This is a genomic window from Martinezella lusitana (assembly GCF_010668395.1).
GTDB lineage: Bacteria > Pseudomonadota > Alphaproteobacteria > Rhizobiales > Rhizobiaceae > Rhizobium > Rhizobium lusitanum_A.
Genome location: NZ_WUEY01000002.1, coordinates 636,569 through 651,964, shown reverse-complemented (window position 1 = coordinate 651,964; position 15,396 = coordinate 636,569). Strand labels below are relative to the sequence as shown.

Below are 15,396 nucleotides of genomic sequence, written 5' to 3'. Positions count from 1 at the left end.
GGGCTGGGTTGATAAAAGATCGGGAACTGGCCGCGAAGAGGATCGCGCGGGTAGTGCCAGCGGCCGCGAATGTCGATCTGCAACTGATCGCCCTTCAGAAAGCGGGTCGCATGCGGCAGCAATGCAATCGTCACGGGGCGTATTTCACCCGGCCTGAGAGGCTCGGCGTGGTCATGCATATGGACCGGCTGCATTTCGGTTGAGAGTTCGTCATCCAAGTCCCGGTGGGCGAGACGCTGCCATCCCTTGCTGACCATGTCGCCGGAAAAGCCCATCGAGCCTTCGAACCTGGTCTCGACGCCTCCACGGAGCTTGCGAACGCCGACGAACAGGAAAGCATCGTCACCACGACGCAATTCGAAATGCAAACGCAACGCCATGGGACCGATCAGGTCGAGGTCTTCCGGCACGGTCCAGAGGTAGCTGCAGCATCCGTCGGGTAGATCGAATGCGACCGATGCTTCCGCGTCCGGCCGGGTGCTTGTGAGGGAACCCGATCGGGCGTCCAGCCACAGGGATCTCCAGTCGAGATCAGACGGCGGCCAGCTCTCCTCTCCGGTTACCGCGACCGGATCGGAACCGATATCATGAATGGCGAGGCGCACGGCGGGACGTTCCGCCCAGCCATTGTCCAGACCCTTCAGCACATGGTCGAAGAAGCCCATGCGTGTCTCTGTCGCGTCATTGCCGTAGTAGGTGGACCATTTGCCACTCCGATGGGTGTAGAGCCACTTGCGCGAGGAACCGGCGCGGCGAAAAACCTCGAACGAGCCGCGAGTATGCAGCGAATGGTCCGAGAAGCTGCCGCATACCAACATCGGAACGTCGATACTCTCCAGACTTGGCGTGCGCTCCTGCCACCATGCATCCCGCTCGGTGTGTTTGATAACCTCGGAGCGGAGATTGGTCCTGATGCGCCGCCGGCTCATTCCACGACTCCAGATGATGCTGAAGCCGTCCTCCCTGATGCCGCCGGGACGAAAGAAATCCCGATAGAGATCGCTGAAGCCTTCCCACGGACAGATGGCGGCAAGATGGGCGGGTTTCACGGCCGCACCTTCATATTGGCTGATCGCGAGATAGGAGACGCCGTCGAGACCGACACGGCCGCTCGACCAGGGCTGCGTCCCGGCCCAGTTGATCAGGTCGCAATAGTCGTTTGCCTCCAGCGCGGTGAAGGGGTCGCCGACGCCGCCGGATGTGCCGCAGCCCCGCAGGTCGGCATTGATCACGCAGTAACCTCGCGGCACCCATACCGCAGGGTCCGGCGCCTCCCAGCTCGTCAGGTCGGAAAGGGAGATCGGATCGGGCTGCGGGCAAAGACGATATTGGAAGTCTAGCCGCCGGCCGCTCCTGCTCTTCGCCGCGATCCTGTCTTTTCCATAGGGGTGGGCGGACATGATGACCGGCCAGCGGCCTTCGCCCTCCGGGCGGAAAACATTGACCCGCAGCGTCACGCCATCGCGCATGGCAACCGGCACGTCCCAGTCGGCGTGCAGCCCCGGCGGCGCCTTGGTAACCGTTACGTCGGGATGAAAGAGATTTTTCAGGCGCCGCCATGCCAACGCAAGCGGAGTACGGCTCTTGCGGTCGATTGCTGCCATTTCCAGGCTCCCGAGCCGGGCTTGTCCGGCTGCGGAATTCGTGGCACGGTGAGTGCCAAATTGCAAGGAATTTTGGCACTCACCGTGCCAGATCATTTGAAGATCGTGTGGACGTCCGTGTGTCGAAGATAGATGAGAATAGAGCGCGGATCGGCATGGCACTGCTGCGGCTCGTTCGTGAAACCGGTGCGATGCCCGACGTGGAGACGGTAGCCAGACATGCCGGAGTCGGGCGCAGAACGGTCTTTCGCTATTTCGACGGGCGGGCCGCGCTCGAGCTGGAGACGGCGCAGCGAATGCGGCTATGGATCACCGAGGATCTTCCCTTGCCGCAACCGGTTGGAGACGTCGGGACCCGCATGAATGCGCTTCTGTCTCACCGCGCCAGGCTCTATGAAACGGTTACGCCGGTGCGACGCTTTCTCGACGCCGCAAGGAGCCGGGGCAATGTTGCGCTCGATGAGTTCATCGATGGTGCGCGACGAATGCTGCGTGCCAATCTCATGTCGATGCTGGCAGACGAGCTTGGGGATCGCCCCGAGGCGGCCGACGCTCTCGACGTGGCGACGAGCTGGGAGACTTGGCGCGCACTCCGCGAGGGACAGAATTGTTCGATCAAGGAAGCAGAGCGACGGATGGGCTGGCTTGCCCGGGCCATCATCGCTTTCGGCGGCGACTGATGGATGAGGCATTCGCCGTGCAGGCGCAGCATCGGAATGCCACGACGTCTTCGTAAGGCCAGGAGAGCCGAATTTTCCGGCGCGCGCCTATGAGCAGGAACCGCCTTGGTGGCGATTGCCCATGTACCCGAGTGGAACGATCGCCGGCATCAAATCGCATATTTTTTTGACTGACCGGCGTCGACAGTTCAGAGGCACCGGATTTATGGTGCCAAATCAATCGGCTCAAAGTGGCCAAATCAGAACGATACGCGCTGTGGATTTCGCAAGAGAACAGTGTCGGGATTCTGCGTAATGACACAACAAAGGTGCGGGATCAGGGATGCGCGAAACGGATTTCGTCAGCGGCTTTGCCAAGGGGTTGAAGGTCATCGAGGCCTTCGGCGAGAGGCAGCAGCGCCTGACGATCGCCGAGGCGTCGAAACTCACCGGGCTTGATCGCGCCACTGTTCGCCGCTCGCTGCTGACGCTTTCCGAGCTCGGCTATGCCGTCTATGACGGGAAATTCTTCACCCTGACGCCGAAAATTCTCAGGCTCGGCCATGCCTACCTTGCCGCGACGCCGCTGCCGATCATCATCCAGCCGCATCTCGACCAGCTGGCCGAGCGCGCCGGGCAGAATGCTTCGGCTTCGGTGCTCGACGGGACGGACGTGGTTTATATTGCCCGTGCCTCCCAGCGCCGGGTGATGTCGATCAACCTGACGCCCGGCAGTCGCCTTCCGGCCTTCTGTGCCTCGATGGGCCGGGTCCTGCTGGCCGCCTTGCCGGAAAGCGAGGCGCGCTCGGTGCTGGAGCGGACCGAACTCAAGGCGAATACGCCGAACACCAAGACCGATCCGGAAGAGCTGATGGCCGAATTCCGTCGGGTGAGGGGGCAGGGCTACGCCGTCATCGACCAGGAGTTGGAAATCGGTCTGTGCTCGATTGCCGTTCCTGTCGAAAACGATCGCGGCCAGACCGTCGCGGCGATCAATATCGGCGCCCCGGCCGCCTACGTCACCGCTTCCGAGATGGCGGAGCGGTTCCTGCCGCTGCTGAAGGAGACGCAAAAGGCGCTGCGGCTGGTGCTGCCTTAATCTTCGGGCCTTACGGGCCATCCTCGTCCTTCGACAAGCTCAGGATGCGGATGAAGCAGACCTTGCTCGCGAGTTGGTTTGTTATTCCCGGGCAGCGGCGCGACGAGATCAGCCCTCATCCTGAGGCGCGCAGCCAAAGGCGGAGCCTCGAAGGACGAGGGCGGGTGGTTGCCCGGATTTTCCACCGTCCGCATAGGCGATGCCTGTTCAAAGGCCAAGTCTCTCCCGCTCCTCGATGCGCCAGGCGCGGGGCGTCTGGCTGGTCTGCTTGACGAAGAAACGGGAGAAATAGGCCGGGTCGGCAAAGCCGAGGCGATAGCTGATTTCCTGGACGGTCGCGAAGGTGAAGACCAGCTCGCGCTTGGCCTCATCGAGCAGCTTGCGGGTAATCAGTTCGTGCGCGCCGTGCCCTGTCCTGCTGCGCACGATGCGGCTGAGATGGGCCGGCGAGATGCCGAGGCTTTCGGCATAGAAGGCTGCCGGCTTGTGCGAGCGGAAGTAGCGCTGGATGAGGCCCTGCAGCATCTCCATCCGCCGCTCGCTCTCATCGCCCGCGCTCGATCCTTCATCGGCTTTCTGGGAGATGCGCGCCGTCAACAGCAATGCCGAGGTCAGGTAGGCGTCGAGCAGGTCGTTGCGGCCGTTGCGGTGGCTGGCAAACTCTTTACCAAGACGCCTCAGCGTGCTGGCGACATAGGCCGCGTCTTCCTGGCCGGTGTCGAGCAAGGTCAGGTGTGGATCGGCAAGCCATGCGCCCAGCCGGCTGCGATCGCCCGGAGCGGCCTTCAGATGCGAGATCAGCACCGTGATGACGAAGCCGTCTATATCGCGCGAAAACCGGAAGCCGTGATTGAGGTGCGGCGGCACGGTGATGACGGCAGGCGGTACAATGGCATGGGGAACTCCATCGAAGACGGCGTCGCCCGATCCGGCGTCTATGTACAAGATCTGAAAGAAGCTCTCATGCCGATGCGGGCGGATCTCCCATTGGTGGAGGCTGCTGCGGGAGGGAATCGTCTCGCAATGCAGCCAGAAATCCGGCTTTCGACCGGTATTTTCGCCGTAGAGCTCATAGGTCGGCACGGCCTTCGTCATGACCCTTCTCCCTCATCATGTTCGATATGTGCAATTTCATGACCGAAATGTCCATTGCGCACTCGTGACGCGGCGAACAGACTTGAAGGACGGATCACGCATGGGAGGAGACGATGCGCACTCAAGTCGCCATTATCGGTTCAGGGCCGTCCGGGCTGCTGCTCGGCCAGTTGCTGACGGAGGCCGGCATCGACAATGTTATCCTCGATCGTGTCGGCAAGGATTATATCCTCGGCCGCGTTCGCGCCGGCGTTCTGGAGGAAGGCACCGTTCGGCTGCTGGACCGGGCGAAATCAGGCGCGCGCCTGCACGCGGAGGGCTTGCCGCATGATGGCTTCTCGCTTGCCTTCGACGGTCGCGATCATCGCATCGACCTCCATGGATTGACCGGCGGCAAGCGTGTGGTCATCTACGGCCAGACCGAGGTGACCCGCGACCTTATGGCCCGCCGCGAGGAAAGCGGCGCCCCGGTCATCTACAACGCCGCCAATGTCCAACCTCACGGCTTCGATGGCGAGACGCCCTATCTCACCTACGAGAAGGATGGCATGTCACATCGCATCGATTGCGATTTCATCGCCGGCTGCGACGGCTTTCATGGCGTCAGCCGCAAATCGGTGCCGGAAAAGGCGGTGCGCAGTTTCGAGAAGGTCTATCCCTTCGGCTGGCTCGGCGTCCTTGCCGACGTGACGCCGGTCGATCATGAACTGATCTATGCCAATCATCCGCGCGGCTTCGCATTATGCTCGATGCGTTCGATGGCGCGCAGCCGCTACTACATTCAGTGTCCCCTGGACGAGAAGGTCGAGGACTGGAGCGACGATCGCTTCTGGGACGAGCTGCGCCGTCGCCTCCCGGTTCACCATGCCGAGGCGCTGACCACGGCGCCTTCCTTCGAGAAATCGATCGCGCCTCTGCGCTCCTTCGTCGCCGAGCCCATGCGTTTCGGCCGCCTTTTCCTTGTCGGCGACGCCGCGCATATCGTGCCGCCGACCGGCGCCAAGGGGCTCAATCTGGCGGCCAGCGACGTATATTACCTGTTTTCGGGTCTTGCCGAGCATTATCACGATTGTTCGAACGCCGGCCTGGATGCCTACTCCGCGCATGCGCTTGCCCGCGTCTGGAAAGCGGTGCGTTTCTCGTGGTGGATGACGACGATGATGCATCGCTTCCCTGACACCGGCGATTTCGACCAGAAGATCCAGGAAGCCGAACTCGATTATCTGACCCATTCGCTGGCCGCTTCGACCGCACTCGCCGAGAATTATGTCGGCCTGCCGTTCTGAGCGGGCTCTACGGTTTCCTGGCTATCTCGGCTGCCGCCTCGCGGATCGTCTGCATCAGGATCGACAATGGAAGGGTGGGAACCGCGTCCGTGCGCATCGTCAATCCCACCGGTCCCTTTGTCTCGCTGGTGTCGATCGGCAGGAGTGCCAGCAGACCGTCATCGACATCGCCGGCGACGACGCCGGCCGAGATGATCCATATGGCGTCGCTGGAGCGTACGAAGGCGCGTCCGAAGGAATCGGAAACGGTTTCGATCTGGTTCGGCAGTCCGCCGGCGCCGTTCGCGATCAGAAAGCTCTCGACGAAGGGGCGAATGATCGAGCCGCGCGTCGGCATCAGGATGGTATAGCGGCTGAGATCGGAAAACGGCGATTGCCTGTCGGACAGCAGCGGATGCCCGGCCCTGACGGCGAAGACCACCTGTTCGGAGTAGAGATGCTCGAAGGAAAAGCCAGCCATATTGTCGGGGCTTGCCAATCGGCCGACGACGAGATCGAGGTCGCCGACGCGCAACTGTTCCAGAAGCACGGCGTTTTCGCCGGTGACGATCTTGATGCGGCTCCAGGTCTCTTCCCGCAGAAACAGCTCCATTGCGCGTGGCATGATCCGCGTCGATACCGTCGGCAGCGCACCGATGCGGATCGGCGGCGCTTCGCCGGAGCGCTCCTGCGACACGGAATCCAGCCCCTGCCGGAGTGCCGTCAGCGCGGCACCGGCATGGCGGAGAAAAACTTCGCCGTAGCGGGTGATGCGAATGCCGCGCCCATCGCGCTCGAAGACGGCAACGCCAAGCGCCTCTTCCAGCTCGCGGATCGTCTTCGTTACGGCCGGTTGGCTGATGTTCAGCAGGCCCGCAGCCTTGATCACGCTTTTCTGGCGCGCAACCTCGACAAAGGTTTGCAGATGGCGGAATTTGATGCGCGCGTCGAGCATGCTCAGTCATAACCCCGGAGTTATCATAGAGCGAAGAAATATCATTTTACCTAACCAGATTATACATCCAATCTCGCGCCTGAGGAGATTTCCAGTGCAGTTTGCCCGTATCAACGACGTCACGATCCACTATCAGATCATTGGTGGCCCCGCCGACAAGCCGGTTCTTGTCTTTGCCAATTCGCTCGGCACCGATTTCCGGATCTGGCGTGATGTGATCGTGCGCCTGGCCGGCGATTTTCCGATCGTGCTCTACGACAAGCGCGGCCATGGCCTCTCCGATCTCGGCCAAATGCCCTATTCCATCGAGGATCACGCCACGGACCTTGCCGGCCTGCTCGATTTCCTCTCGGTCAAGGACGCCGTGATCTGCGGCCTGTCGGTCGGCGGGTTGGTTGCTCAATCGCTCTATCAGCGGCGCCCGGATCTGGTGCGGGCGCTGATCCTTTGCGACACCGCCCACAAGATCGGCACGGCCGACAGCTGGAACGCCCGTATCGCGCAGGTCGAGGCGCACGGCATCGAATCGATCGTCGACGCGATCATGGAGCGGTGGTTCACGCCGGCCTTCCGCCGCCCGGAAAACATCGACTTCGCGGGCTATTGCAACATGCTGATCCGCCAGCCGGCGGCAGGGTACGCCGCCACTTGCGCGGCCCTGCGCGATGCCGATCTGACAGAAGCCGCGGCTAGGATCGCGGTGCCCACCATCTGCATCGTCGGCGATCAGGATGGGTCCACGCCGCCGGAGCTGGTGCTCTCGACGGCAAAGCTCATTCCGAACGCGCGTTATGAAGTGATCAAGGACGCCGGCCATATTCCCTGCGTCGAACAACCCGAGGCGTTGAGCGAAGTCATCCGTGCCTTCGTCGACGTCGTCCTGCGTGGAGAACAAGCCCCATGAATGACCCCACCACGCCGTCCGAGCGCTATCTTCAGGGCATGGAGACGCGCCGCGCCGTCCTCGGCGACAGCCATGTCGATCGTGCCCAGCAGGCCGTGACGGCGTTCGATCAACCTTTCCAGGAACTGATTACCGAGGCGGCCTGGGGGCATGTCTGGTCGCGCCCGACGCTGAGCCGACGCGAGCGCTCCATCGTGACGATCGCGTTGCTTGCGGCGCTCGGCCAGGACGACGAGGTGGCCATGCATGTGCGGGCGACGCGCAACACCGGCGCGACGCGCGACGACATCTGCGAGGCGCTTCTGCATGTGGCGATCTACGCCGGCGTACCGGCCGCCAATCACGCGATCAAGATCGCCAAGCAGGTTTTTGAACAGATGGACGCCGAAAAGGCGGCATGAAGCGAGGCAGACATGTCCGACAGAAGTAACAGCAAGCCCGAAACGGGCGCCTTTTTCGCCAGGGATCGCGCATGGCATCCGCCGGCGTTTTCGCCCGGCTACAAGACATCGGTATTGCGTTCGCCGCAACGGGCGCTGTTGTCGCTCGACGGAACCATTTCGGAGATCACCGGCCCGGTCTTCGGCCATTCCATCCTGAACGAGCTCGACAACGATCTGATCCATAATTTCGCCAGGCCGGGCGAAAGCGCCGTCGGCGAGCGCATCATCGTTCATGGCCGCGTGCTCGACGAGCGCGGCCGGCCGGTGCCGGGCGTCCTGCTGGAATTCTGGCAGGCTAACGCTGGCGGGCGCTATCGCCACAAGAAGGAAACCTATCTCGCCGCGATCGACCCGAATTTCGGCGGCTGCGGCCGCGCCATCAGCGACGACGAGGGGCGCTACGCCTTCCGCACCATCCGTCCAGGCGCCTATCCCTGGCCGAATGGCGTCAACGACTGGCGGCCCGCGCATATTCACTTCTCCGTCTTCGGCCATGGCTTTGCGCAGCGGCTGATCACGCAGATGTATTTCGAGGGCGATCCGATGATCTGGAAATGTCCGATCGTCGGGACGATCCCCGACAAACAGGCGATCGAACAGCTGATTGCGCCGCTCGACTGGGGCAATACGATTCCGATGGACGCGCGCGCCTATAAATTCGATATCGTGCTGCGCGGTCGCCGTTCGACCCTGTTCGAGAACCGGCTGGAGGGCAATTGATGGTACAGGAACTCGGCTACCTGAAGGAAACGCCGTCGCAGACGGCAGGCCCTTACGTTCACATCGGCCTCACGCCGAACTACAGCGAGATCGGCGGCGTCTACGAAACCGATCTCGGCTCCGTCATGGTCAACGACAAGACGCTCGGCGAGCGCATCACGGTAACGGGCAGGGTTCTTGATGGCGCCGGCGCACCGGTCAAGGATGCCGTCCTCGAGATCTGGCAGGCCGACGGTGCCGGCCTTTACAACAGCCCCTCGGAACTGCGCGGCACGGCCGATCCGAACTTTACCGGCTGGGGGCGTTGTCCGACCAGTTCCACGGACGGCGTTTTTCGCTTCGAGACCATCAAGCCGGGCCGCGTTCCCTTCAAGGACGGCCGCAAGATGGCGCCGCACATCACCTTCTGGATCGTGGCGCGCGGCATCAATATCGGCCTGCACACGCGCCTGTATTTTCCGGAAGAGGCGGCCGCCAACGCCGAAGACCCTCTGCTTGCCCGCATCGAACACAGGGATCGCCTCGCAACGCTCGTCGCCGCGAAGGAAGGCTCCGTCTACACCTTCGATATCCATTTGCAGGGCGACAAGGAAACGGTTTTCCTCGATATATAGGCCATGAGCGTTTCTCCCTTCGACCATCCCTTTCTGTCCGGTCTCCTCGGTGACGAGGAGATTGCGGAGTATTTTTCCGCCAAGGCCGATATTCGCGCCATGCTCACCTTCGAAGCGGCCCTCGCCACAGTCGAGGCGCAGCATGGTATTATCCCGTCGGCCGCCGCTGCGCATATCGTGGACGTCTGCGCGGGTTTCGGGCCCGATATGCAGAGCCTGAAGGCTGCGACGGCGTCGGATGGCGTCGTCGTGCCGGATCTGGTCAGGCAGCTGCGCAAGGCGGTCGGCGAGGAGGGGGGCAGCCACGTCCATTTCGGCGCCACCAGTCAGGACGTCATCGATACAAGCCTGATGATGCGCCTGAAGGCCGTTACCTTTCTCCTGAGCGGCCGTCTCTTCGCCGTGTCGGCGGCTCTTTCCAGGCTGGATGAGCGCTTCGGGTCGAACAGGCTTATGGGCCGCACGCGAATGCAGGCCGCCATTGCGATCACCGTATCCGATCGGCTGCGGGCCTGGCGCCATCCGCTCGATCAATATCGGGATCGGCTGACGCAAGAGATATTTCCGCTGCAGTTCGGCGGGGCCGCAGGTACGCTGGAAAAATTCGGGCCGAAAGCGGCCGAAATCAGGAGTTCGCTGGCGCAGGCGCTCGGCCTGTCGGATGAGCCTCAATGGCAAAGCCAGAGGGCGCGCATTACCGAACTGGCCGGATTGCTCTCCCTGATCTCGGGCAGCCTCGGCAAGATCGGCCAGGATATCGCGCTTCTGGCGCAGGCCGGCGACGAGATAGAGCTTGCCGGCGGTGGCGGCTCCTCGGCCATGCCGCATAAGCAGAACCCGGTCGCTGCCGAAACGCTGGTCGCGCTTGCCCGTTTCAATGCCGTTCAGCTTTCGGGCATTCATCACGCGCTCGTGCATGAACAGGAACGCTCCGGGGCTGCCTGGACGTTGGAATGGCTGCTGTTGCCGCCTATGGTGGTGGCAACGGCGGCGTCTCTGCGCCACGCGCTGCAATTGATCGGCATGATCAAGCGCCTGGGAGCGATAACGGAGTGAGATATTATTCGCTATTCATAACCATATAAGTATGGATGGAAGGCTTTATTTCATTTTACATCACCATTTCCTATGAGAAATTGGCGGTGATCAGGATTTGGATGATCAAGGGCGGCTCGAAACGCGGTCGCCGGGAGGAGAAAAATGAAACGGTTTATCTTGGCGGCCATTGCTGCCGTTGCTCTTGGCGGCGCTGCCTATGCCGATACCATCAAGGTCGGGGTCATCGGTCCGTTCTCCGGCCCGTTTGCGCTGCAAGGCAAGAATTTCAAGGCCGGTATCGACGCCTATATGGCAATCAACGGCAAAACGGTCGGCAATGACGAGGTGGAGGTGATCTATCGTGACCTGCCGCAGGCCGATCCCGCCCAGTCGAAGGCGCTGGCCCAGGAACTCGTCGTCAAGGAACATGTCCAGTATCTCGCCGGCTTCTACTTCACGCCGGATGCGATGGCCGTGACGCCGATCCTCAAGCAGGCCAATGTGCCGATGGTGATCTTCAATGCCGCGACCTCGGCTATCGTCACCAAGAGCCCGCTTGTCGTGCGCACCTCCTTCACGACCTGGCAGACCTCGACGCCGATCGCCAAGGTTGCCTATGATGCCGGCGTCAAGAAGGTCATCTCCGTCGTCAGCGACTACGGCCCGGGCGTCGATGCCGAAAATGCCTTCAAGGCCGGGTTCGAGAAGCAGGGCGGCGAGGTGGTCCAGGCCATCCGCATGCCGCTGTCGACAAACGACTTCAGCCCGATCATGCAGCGCGTCAAGGATTCTGGCGCGCAGAGCGTCTTCGCCTTCCTGCCGTCCGGTCCGACGACGCTCGGTTTCGTGAAGGCCTACAATGAAAACGGCCTGAAGGCAGCCGGCATCAAACTCTTCGCGCCGGGCGACCTGACGCAGGAATCCGATCTGCCCGCGCTTGGCGACGCAGCAATCGGCATGCAGACGACCTTCCACTATGCCGTGTCGCATGACTCGCCTGAAAACAAGGCGTTTGTCGCAGCCGCCGAGAAGGCGATCGGCAATCCGGCCGAGCTGACCTTCCCCGCCGTCGGCGCTTTCGACGGCATGCACGTTATTTACAAGATGATCGAGGCGACCGGCGGCAAGCAGGATGCGCAGAAGGCCGTCGACGCGGTGAAGGGCCTGTCCTGGGTCAGCCCGCGCGGCCCCGTCACCATCGATCCGGAAAGCCGGCATATCACGCAGAACATCTATCTGCGCGAAGTCGCCAAGGGTGTCGACGGCAAATACTACAACAAGGAAATCCAGACCTTCGAGAAGCAGGGCGATCCCGGCCTTGCCGCTGCGAAGTGAGGCGGTCCTGAACCCGACACCTCCGAACGGAAATCTCCGTTTGGAGGTTTGACGACAGCGGCCGCGCAATAACAACCGGACCAGCGATATCAATGCAAACCGTGCTCAGCATAGCAGTCGATGCCCTCGCTTACGGCATGGTGCTGTTCGTCATCTCCATCGGCCTCTCCGTCACCATGGGGCTGATGCGCGTCGTCAATCTGGCCCACGGCGCCTTCGCCATGATCGGCGGCTATATCGCTTCCTATGCCGCGCACGATCTCGGTCTTGGCTATGCCGCAGCCGTGTTGCTGGCGGTGGTCGGCACCGTCATCATCTCCATCCCGATCGAGCGGCTGCTTTATCGGCGCATCTATGGCGCACCGGAACTGACGCAGGTGCTGATGACGATCGGCATCACCTTCTGCATCATCGGCATTGCCAACTACGTCTTCGGCCCGACCTTGAAGACCATACCCTTGCCGGACAGTCTGCAAGGCTCCGTCGACCTCGGCTTTCGGACCCTCGGCACCCATCGCATCTTCGCGATCGTCTGCGGCCTCATCGTCGCCCTGGCGCTGTGGTACACCATCGAAAAGACCTCTTTCGGCGTGAAGCTGCGCGCCTCCGTCGATAATGCCGCGATGGCGGCGGCCCTCGGCGTACGCACGGAAATCGTCTACGCGGTCAGCTTCGCGGTTGCGGTCGGACTTGCCGCCTTTGGCGGCGTCGTGGGTGCCGAGCTTCTGCCGGTCGAACCCTACTATGCCCTGCGCTACATGGTGACGTTTCTCGTCGTGGTCTCCGTCGGCGGCGCCGGCTCGATCTCGGGCGCGCTGCTCGCCTGTCTCATCCTCGGCTGCATCGACACGACAGGCCGTTATCTCATGCCGGAATACGGGGAATTCTTCTTCTATCTGGCCGTCATTGCCATCGTCTGCGTTTTCCCGCGCGGCCTTGCCGGGAGAATGAAGTAACATGACCTCGACCCTTGAAGGAGCGGCCGTGCCGTCCGTGACCCGACATCGTACATTCAGGCAGGACCTGATTGCAGTCGCGGTCGTCGTCGTATTGGCCGCCGCCGGCTATCTGCTGTTTCCGGATAATCTCGCTCTTCTCACCCGTTTGATCGCGATTGCGCTGCTCGTCCTGTCGCTCGATCTCGTCACCGGCTATTGCGGCGTGGCGACCCTCGGCCATGCGGCGCTCTTCGGTGCCGGCGCCTACGCAGCCGGTATCGCGTCCGCCCATTACGGCATCAACGATCCGCTGCTGATGACGCTTGCCGGTATCATCGGCGGCGCCGTCGCCGGCCTGGTGTGTGGGATCGTCATTCTGCGAGCGCAAGGATTGCCGCAACTCGTGCTGTCTATCTCGCTGGTCTATCTCTTCCATGAGTTTGCCAACAAGGCGTCGAGCTGGACGGGCGGTAGCGACGGTCTGTCAGGCATATCCCCGGATCCGTTATTCGGTGCTTTCGAATTCGATCTCTATGGGCATACGGCCTACATCTACGGCGTGGTGTTGCTGCTGGTCGCGCTCGTGCTGCTGCGCATTCTCGTGCGTTCGCCCTTCGGCATGCTCTGCCGCGGCATCCGGCAGGATCCTTTGCGCATCCGCGCCATGGGCGCGTCGCCGAAAGTGGCGCTGGTCAAGATGTATGTGATTTCCGGTGCCGTAGCCGGCATTGGCGGCGCATTGAACGCGATCTCGACGCAGGTCGTCGGCCTCGACAGCCTGTCCTTCACGCAGTCGGCCGAGGCGCTCGTCATGCTCGTCCTCGGAGGCACCGGCTCCCTGTTCGGTGCGCTCACCGGTACGCTGATTTTCATGCTGTTCGAGGACTACGTCTCCGCCGTTAACCCGTTCCATTGGCTGACGATCGTCGGCGCCTTGCTCATCCTCGTGGTTCTGTTCGCACCGAAAGGCATCTACGGCACGGCCGCGGCTTACGTTGCGCGCCGCAGGGAGGCGCGGGCATGAGTGCGATTTTCGAGGTCGATAATCTGAAGAAGGCGTTCGGCGGTCTGACGGTCACCAACAATGTCAGCCTGTCGATGGCGCCCGGAGATCGCGTGGCCCTGATCGGCCCGAACGGCGCCGGCAAGACCAGTTTCGTCAACCTCGTGACGGGCAATCTGCAGGCGGATTCCGGCGAGGTCCGCATCGCCGGGCAAAACGTCAACAGGCTCGATGCCATCGGCCGGGTCAGGCGCGGCTTGGTGCGCTCGTTCCAGGTGACGCGGCTGTTTCAGGACATGACGCCGGCCGAGCATGTCGGCATGGCGGTGCTGCAGCGGACAGGCCGCTCCGGCCGCATGTTCGGCAATTTCCTGTCCATGCGCGATGTCATGGGCGAGACGGAGGCGTTGCTCGGCACCCTCGGGCTTGCGGCTCTTGCGCATCGAAAGGTCAGCGAGATCGCCTACGGCCAGCAAAGGCTGCTGGAGATTGCCGTCGCCATGGCCCTGAAGCCGAAAGTGCTGCTGCTGGACGAACCCGCCGCCGGCGTCCCGCAAAGCGATACGGGCCGTATCGAGCAGGCGCTGGCCGATCTGCCCGCCGATCTCGCGGTGCTGATGATCGAGCATGACATGGATCTGGTCTTCCGCTTCGCCAGCCGCGTGGTGGTGCTGGCCGCCGGCACGATCATATTCGACGGTTCGCCGAAAGACGTGACGCAGGATGCGCGTGTGCGCGAAGCCTATCTCGGGAGCTATGCCAATGCCGGCCACGCCGCTTGAAGTGGAAAACCTGTCGGCCGGCTATGGTCCGACGCGGGTGCTGGAAGGGATTTCCTTTTCGGTGCCGGCCGGCGGCCGTCTTGCCGTCCTCGGCCGCAACGGCATGGGCAAGAGCACGCTGCTTGCCACCCTTGCCGGCCAGACCCGCCGCTATGACGGCCGCATCCGGCTGGGATCGGCAGAGATTGCCGGCCTGCCGAGCGCCAGACGCGCCCATCAGGGCCTAGGCTACGTGCCGCAGACGCGGGACGTCTTTCCGACGCTGACGGTCGAGGAAAATCTCTCCGTCGGGCTGAAGGGACGGCCAAAGAGCGCTCTGCAGGAAGCCTATGACATGTTCCCGCGCCTGAAGGAGCGTCGCAGAAACCTGGGCGGCCAGCTTTCCGGCGGCGAGCAGCAGATGCTGTCGACCGCCCGCACGATCCTCGGCCGCCCCTCCGTGCTGCTTCTGGACGAGCCGCTGGAAGGGCTCGCGCCCGTCATCTGCGAGGAATTGATGGCGGCCTTCGCCACGCTCGCCAAGGCGGGTGACATGACGATCCTGCTCGTGGAGCAGCGCATCCAGAGCGCGTTGGATTTTGCAAGCGACGTCATCATTCTGGAGCGCGGCCGGCTGGCCTGGAAGGGGACACCCCAGGCTCTCGCGCAGGATCATGATACGGTCGAGCGCCTGCTCGGCGTCGGCGGGCTGCATTAGCATCCGCCTTTTTTCAGCGGCCGCTTCGCGCTTTTCCATTGTCATGAAGATGGATGGCGTCGGGAACCGTGGTCTCAAGGTGGCATCGAGCCTGCGCGATTGTGCCTTGCTCTGGTTCTTCGGTCAGCCCATCCTCGTCTTGGCGTCGACCGCGTTGGTGTTTCGCGATTCATGTTGACGACAAAACGTTGACGATTTATCGATATATTATCATTGTTATTGATGTCGTTCTGCTGGAGGCGGAT

The 15,396-nt window shown here is 62.4% G+C and carries 16 protein-coding genes; 13 read left to right on the top strand and 3 right to left on the bottom strand.

Going from position 1 to position 15,396, the window contains the following annotated elements; all coding sequences use genetic code 11:
* A partial coding sequence (locus GR212_RS06900; RefSeq protein ID WP_163985709.1) for a CocE/NonD family hydrolase occupies positions 1-1,604 on the bottom strand: 1,604 nt, incomplete at its 3' end.
* A gap of 119 nt (positions 1,605-1,723) precedes the next feature.
* Between GR212_RS06900 and GR212_RS06895 the strand changes: the two genes are divergently transcribed.
* Together GR212_RS06895 and GR212_RS06890 are read left to right on the top strand one after the other, a co-directional pair.
* Positions 1,724-2,284: a TetR/AcrR family transcriptional regulator gene (locus tag GR212_RS06895; RefSeq protein WP_163985708.1), complete on the top strand. Its 561-nt coding sequence runs from the start codon at positions 1,724-1,726 to the stop codon at positions 2,282-2,284.
* Between the two features lie 322 nt (positions 2,285-2,606).
* Positions 2,607-3,362 (top strand): IclR family transcriptional regulator, encoded by a 756-nt coding sequence (locus tag GR212_RS06890; protein ID WP_163985707.1) that lies wholly within the window; start codon positions 2,607-2,609, stop codon positions 3,360-3,362.
* 207 nt (positions 3,363-3,569) lie between these two features.
* On the opposite strand, the gene GR212_RS06885 is transcribed toward GR212_RS06890, so the two are convergent.
* Positions 3,570-4,457, bottom strand: coding sequence for a helix-turn-helix domain-containing protein (locus GR212_RS06885; protein ID WP_163985706.1), 888 nt, complete (start codon positions 4,455-4,457; stop codon positions 3,570-3,572).
* Positions 4,458-4,570: 113 nt separating this feature from the next.
* Between GR212_RS06885 and pobA the strand changes: the two genes are divergently transcribed.
* Entirely contained in the window at positions 4,571-5,743 is a 1,173-nt protein-coding gene (gene pobA, locus GR212_RS06880; protein ID WP_163985705.1) for a 4-hydroxybenzoate 3-monooxygenase, read from the top strand.
* Between the two features lie 7 nt (positions 5,744-5,750).
* Here the strand turns inward: pobA and pcaQ are convergent, their stop codons facing one another.
* Entirely contained in the window at positions 5,751-6,677 is a 927-nt protein-coding gene (gene pcaQ / locus GR212_RS06875; protein ID WP_163985704.1) for a pca operon transcription factor PcaQ, read from the bottom strand.
* Positions 6,678-6,771: 94 nt separating this feature from the next.
* Between pcaQ and pcaD the strand changes: the two genes are divergently transcribed.
* The 10 genes from pcaD (at position 6,772) to GR212_RS06825 (ending at position 15,151) form a co-directional block, all read left to right on the top strand.
* Positions 6,772-7,581, top strand: a complete 810-nt coding sequence (gene pcaD / locus GR212_RS06870; protein WP_163985703.1) for a 3-oxoadipate enol-lactonase — start codon at positions 6,772-6,774, stop codon at positions 7,579-7,581.
* A complete protein-coding gene (gene pcaC, locus GR212_RS06865) occupies positions 7,578-7,982 on the top strand; it encodes a 4-carboxymuconolactone decarboxylase (protein ID WP_163985702.1) in 405 nt (134 codons plus the stop codon). Before pcaD ends, pcaC begins: the two co-directional genes overlap by 4 nt.
* A gap of 12 nt (positions 7,983-7,994) precedes the next feature.
* Complete coding sequence (gene pcaH, locus GR212_RS06860; RefSeq protein WP_163985701.1) at positions 7,995-8,744, top strand: protocatechuate 3,4-dioxygenase subunit beta; 750 nt, start codon at positions 7,995-7,997, stop codon at positions 8,742-8,744.
* On the top strand, positions 8,744-9,358 hold the full coding sequence (gene pcaG / locus GR212_RS06855) for a protocatechuate 3,4-dioxygenase subunit alpha (protein WP_163985700.1): 615 nt from the start codon (positions 8,744-8,746) through the stop codon (positions 9,356-9,358). The genes pcaH and pcaG overlap by 1 nt, the downstream gene beginning before the upstream one ends.
* Before the next feature lie 3 nt (positions 9,359-9,361).
* The gene (locus GR212_RS06850) at positions 9,362-10,414 is read left to right on the top strand and encodes a 3-carboxy-cis,cis-muconate cycloisomerase (RefSeq protein ID WP_163985699.1); all 1,053 of its coding nucleotides are present in this window, start codon (positions 9,362-9,364) and stop codon (positions 10,412-10,414) included.
* Between the two features lie 144 nt (positions 10,415-10,558).
* The gene (locus GR212_RS06845) at positions 10,559-11,731 is read left to right on the top strand and encodes an ABC transporter substrate-binding protein (protein ID WP_163985698.1); all 1,173 of its coding nucleotides are present in this window, start codon (positions 10,559-10,561) and stop codon (positions 11,729-11,731) included.
* Between the two features lie 92 nt (positions 11,732-11,823).
* Complete coding sequence (locus GR212_RS06840; protein WP_163985697.1) at positions 11,824-12,687, top strand: branched-chain amino acid ABC transporter permease; 864 nt, start codon at positions 11,824-11,826, stop codon at positions 12,685-12,687.
* Position 12,688: 1 nt separating this feature from the next.
* Positions 12,689-13,693 (top strand): branched-chain amino acid ABC transporter permease, encoded by a 1,005-nt coding sequence (locus GR212_RS06835; RefSeq protein WP_163985696.1) that lies wholly within the window; start codon positions 12,689-12,691, stop codon positions 13,691-13,693.
* Entirely contained in the window at positions 13,690-14,454 is a 765-nt protein-coding gene (locus GR212_RS06830; protein ID WP_163985695.1) for an ABC transporter ATP-binding protein, read from the top strand. The genes GR212_RS06835 and GR212_RS06830 overlap by 4 nt, the downstream gene beginning before the upstream one ends.
* Positions 14,435-15,151, top strand: coding sequence for an ABC transporter ATP-binding protein (locus tag GR212_RS06825; RefSeq protein WP_163985694.1), 717 nt, complete (start codon positions 14,435-14,437; stop codon positions 15,149-15,151). The genes GR212_RS06830 and GR212_RS06825 overlap by 20 nt, the downstream gene beginning before the upstream one ends.
* Positions 15,152-15,396: the final 245 nt, after the last annotated feature.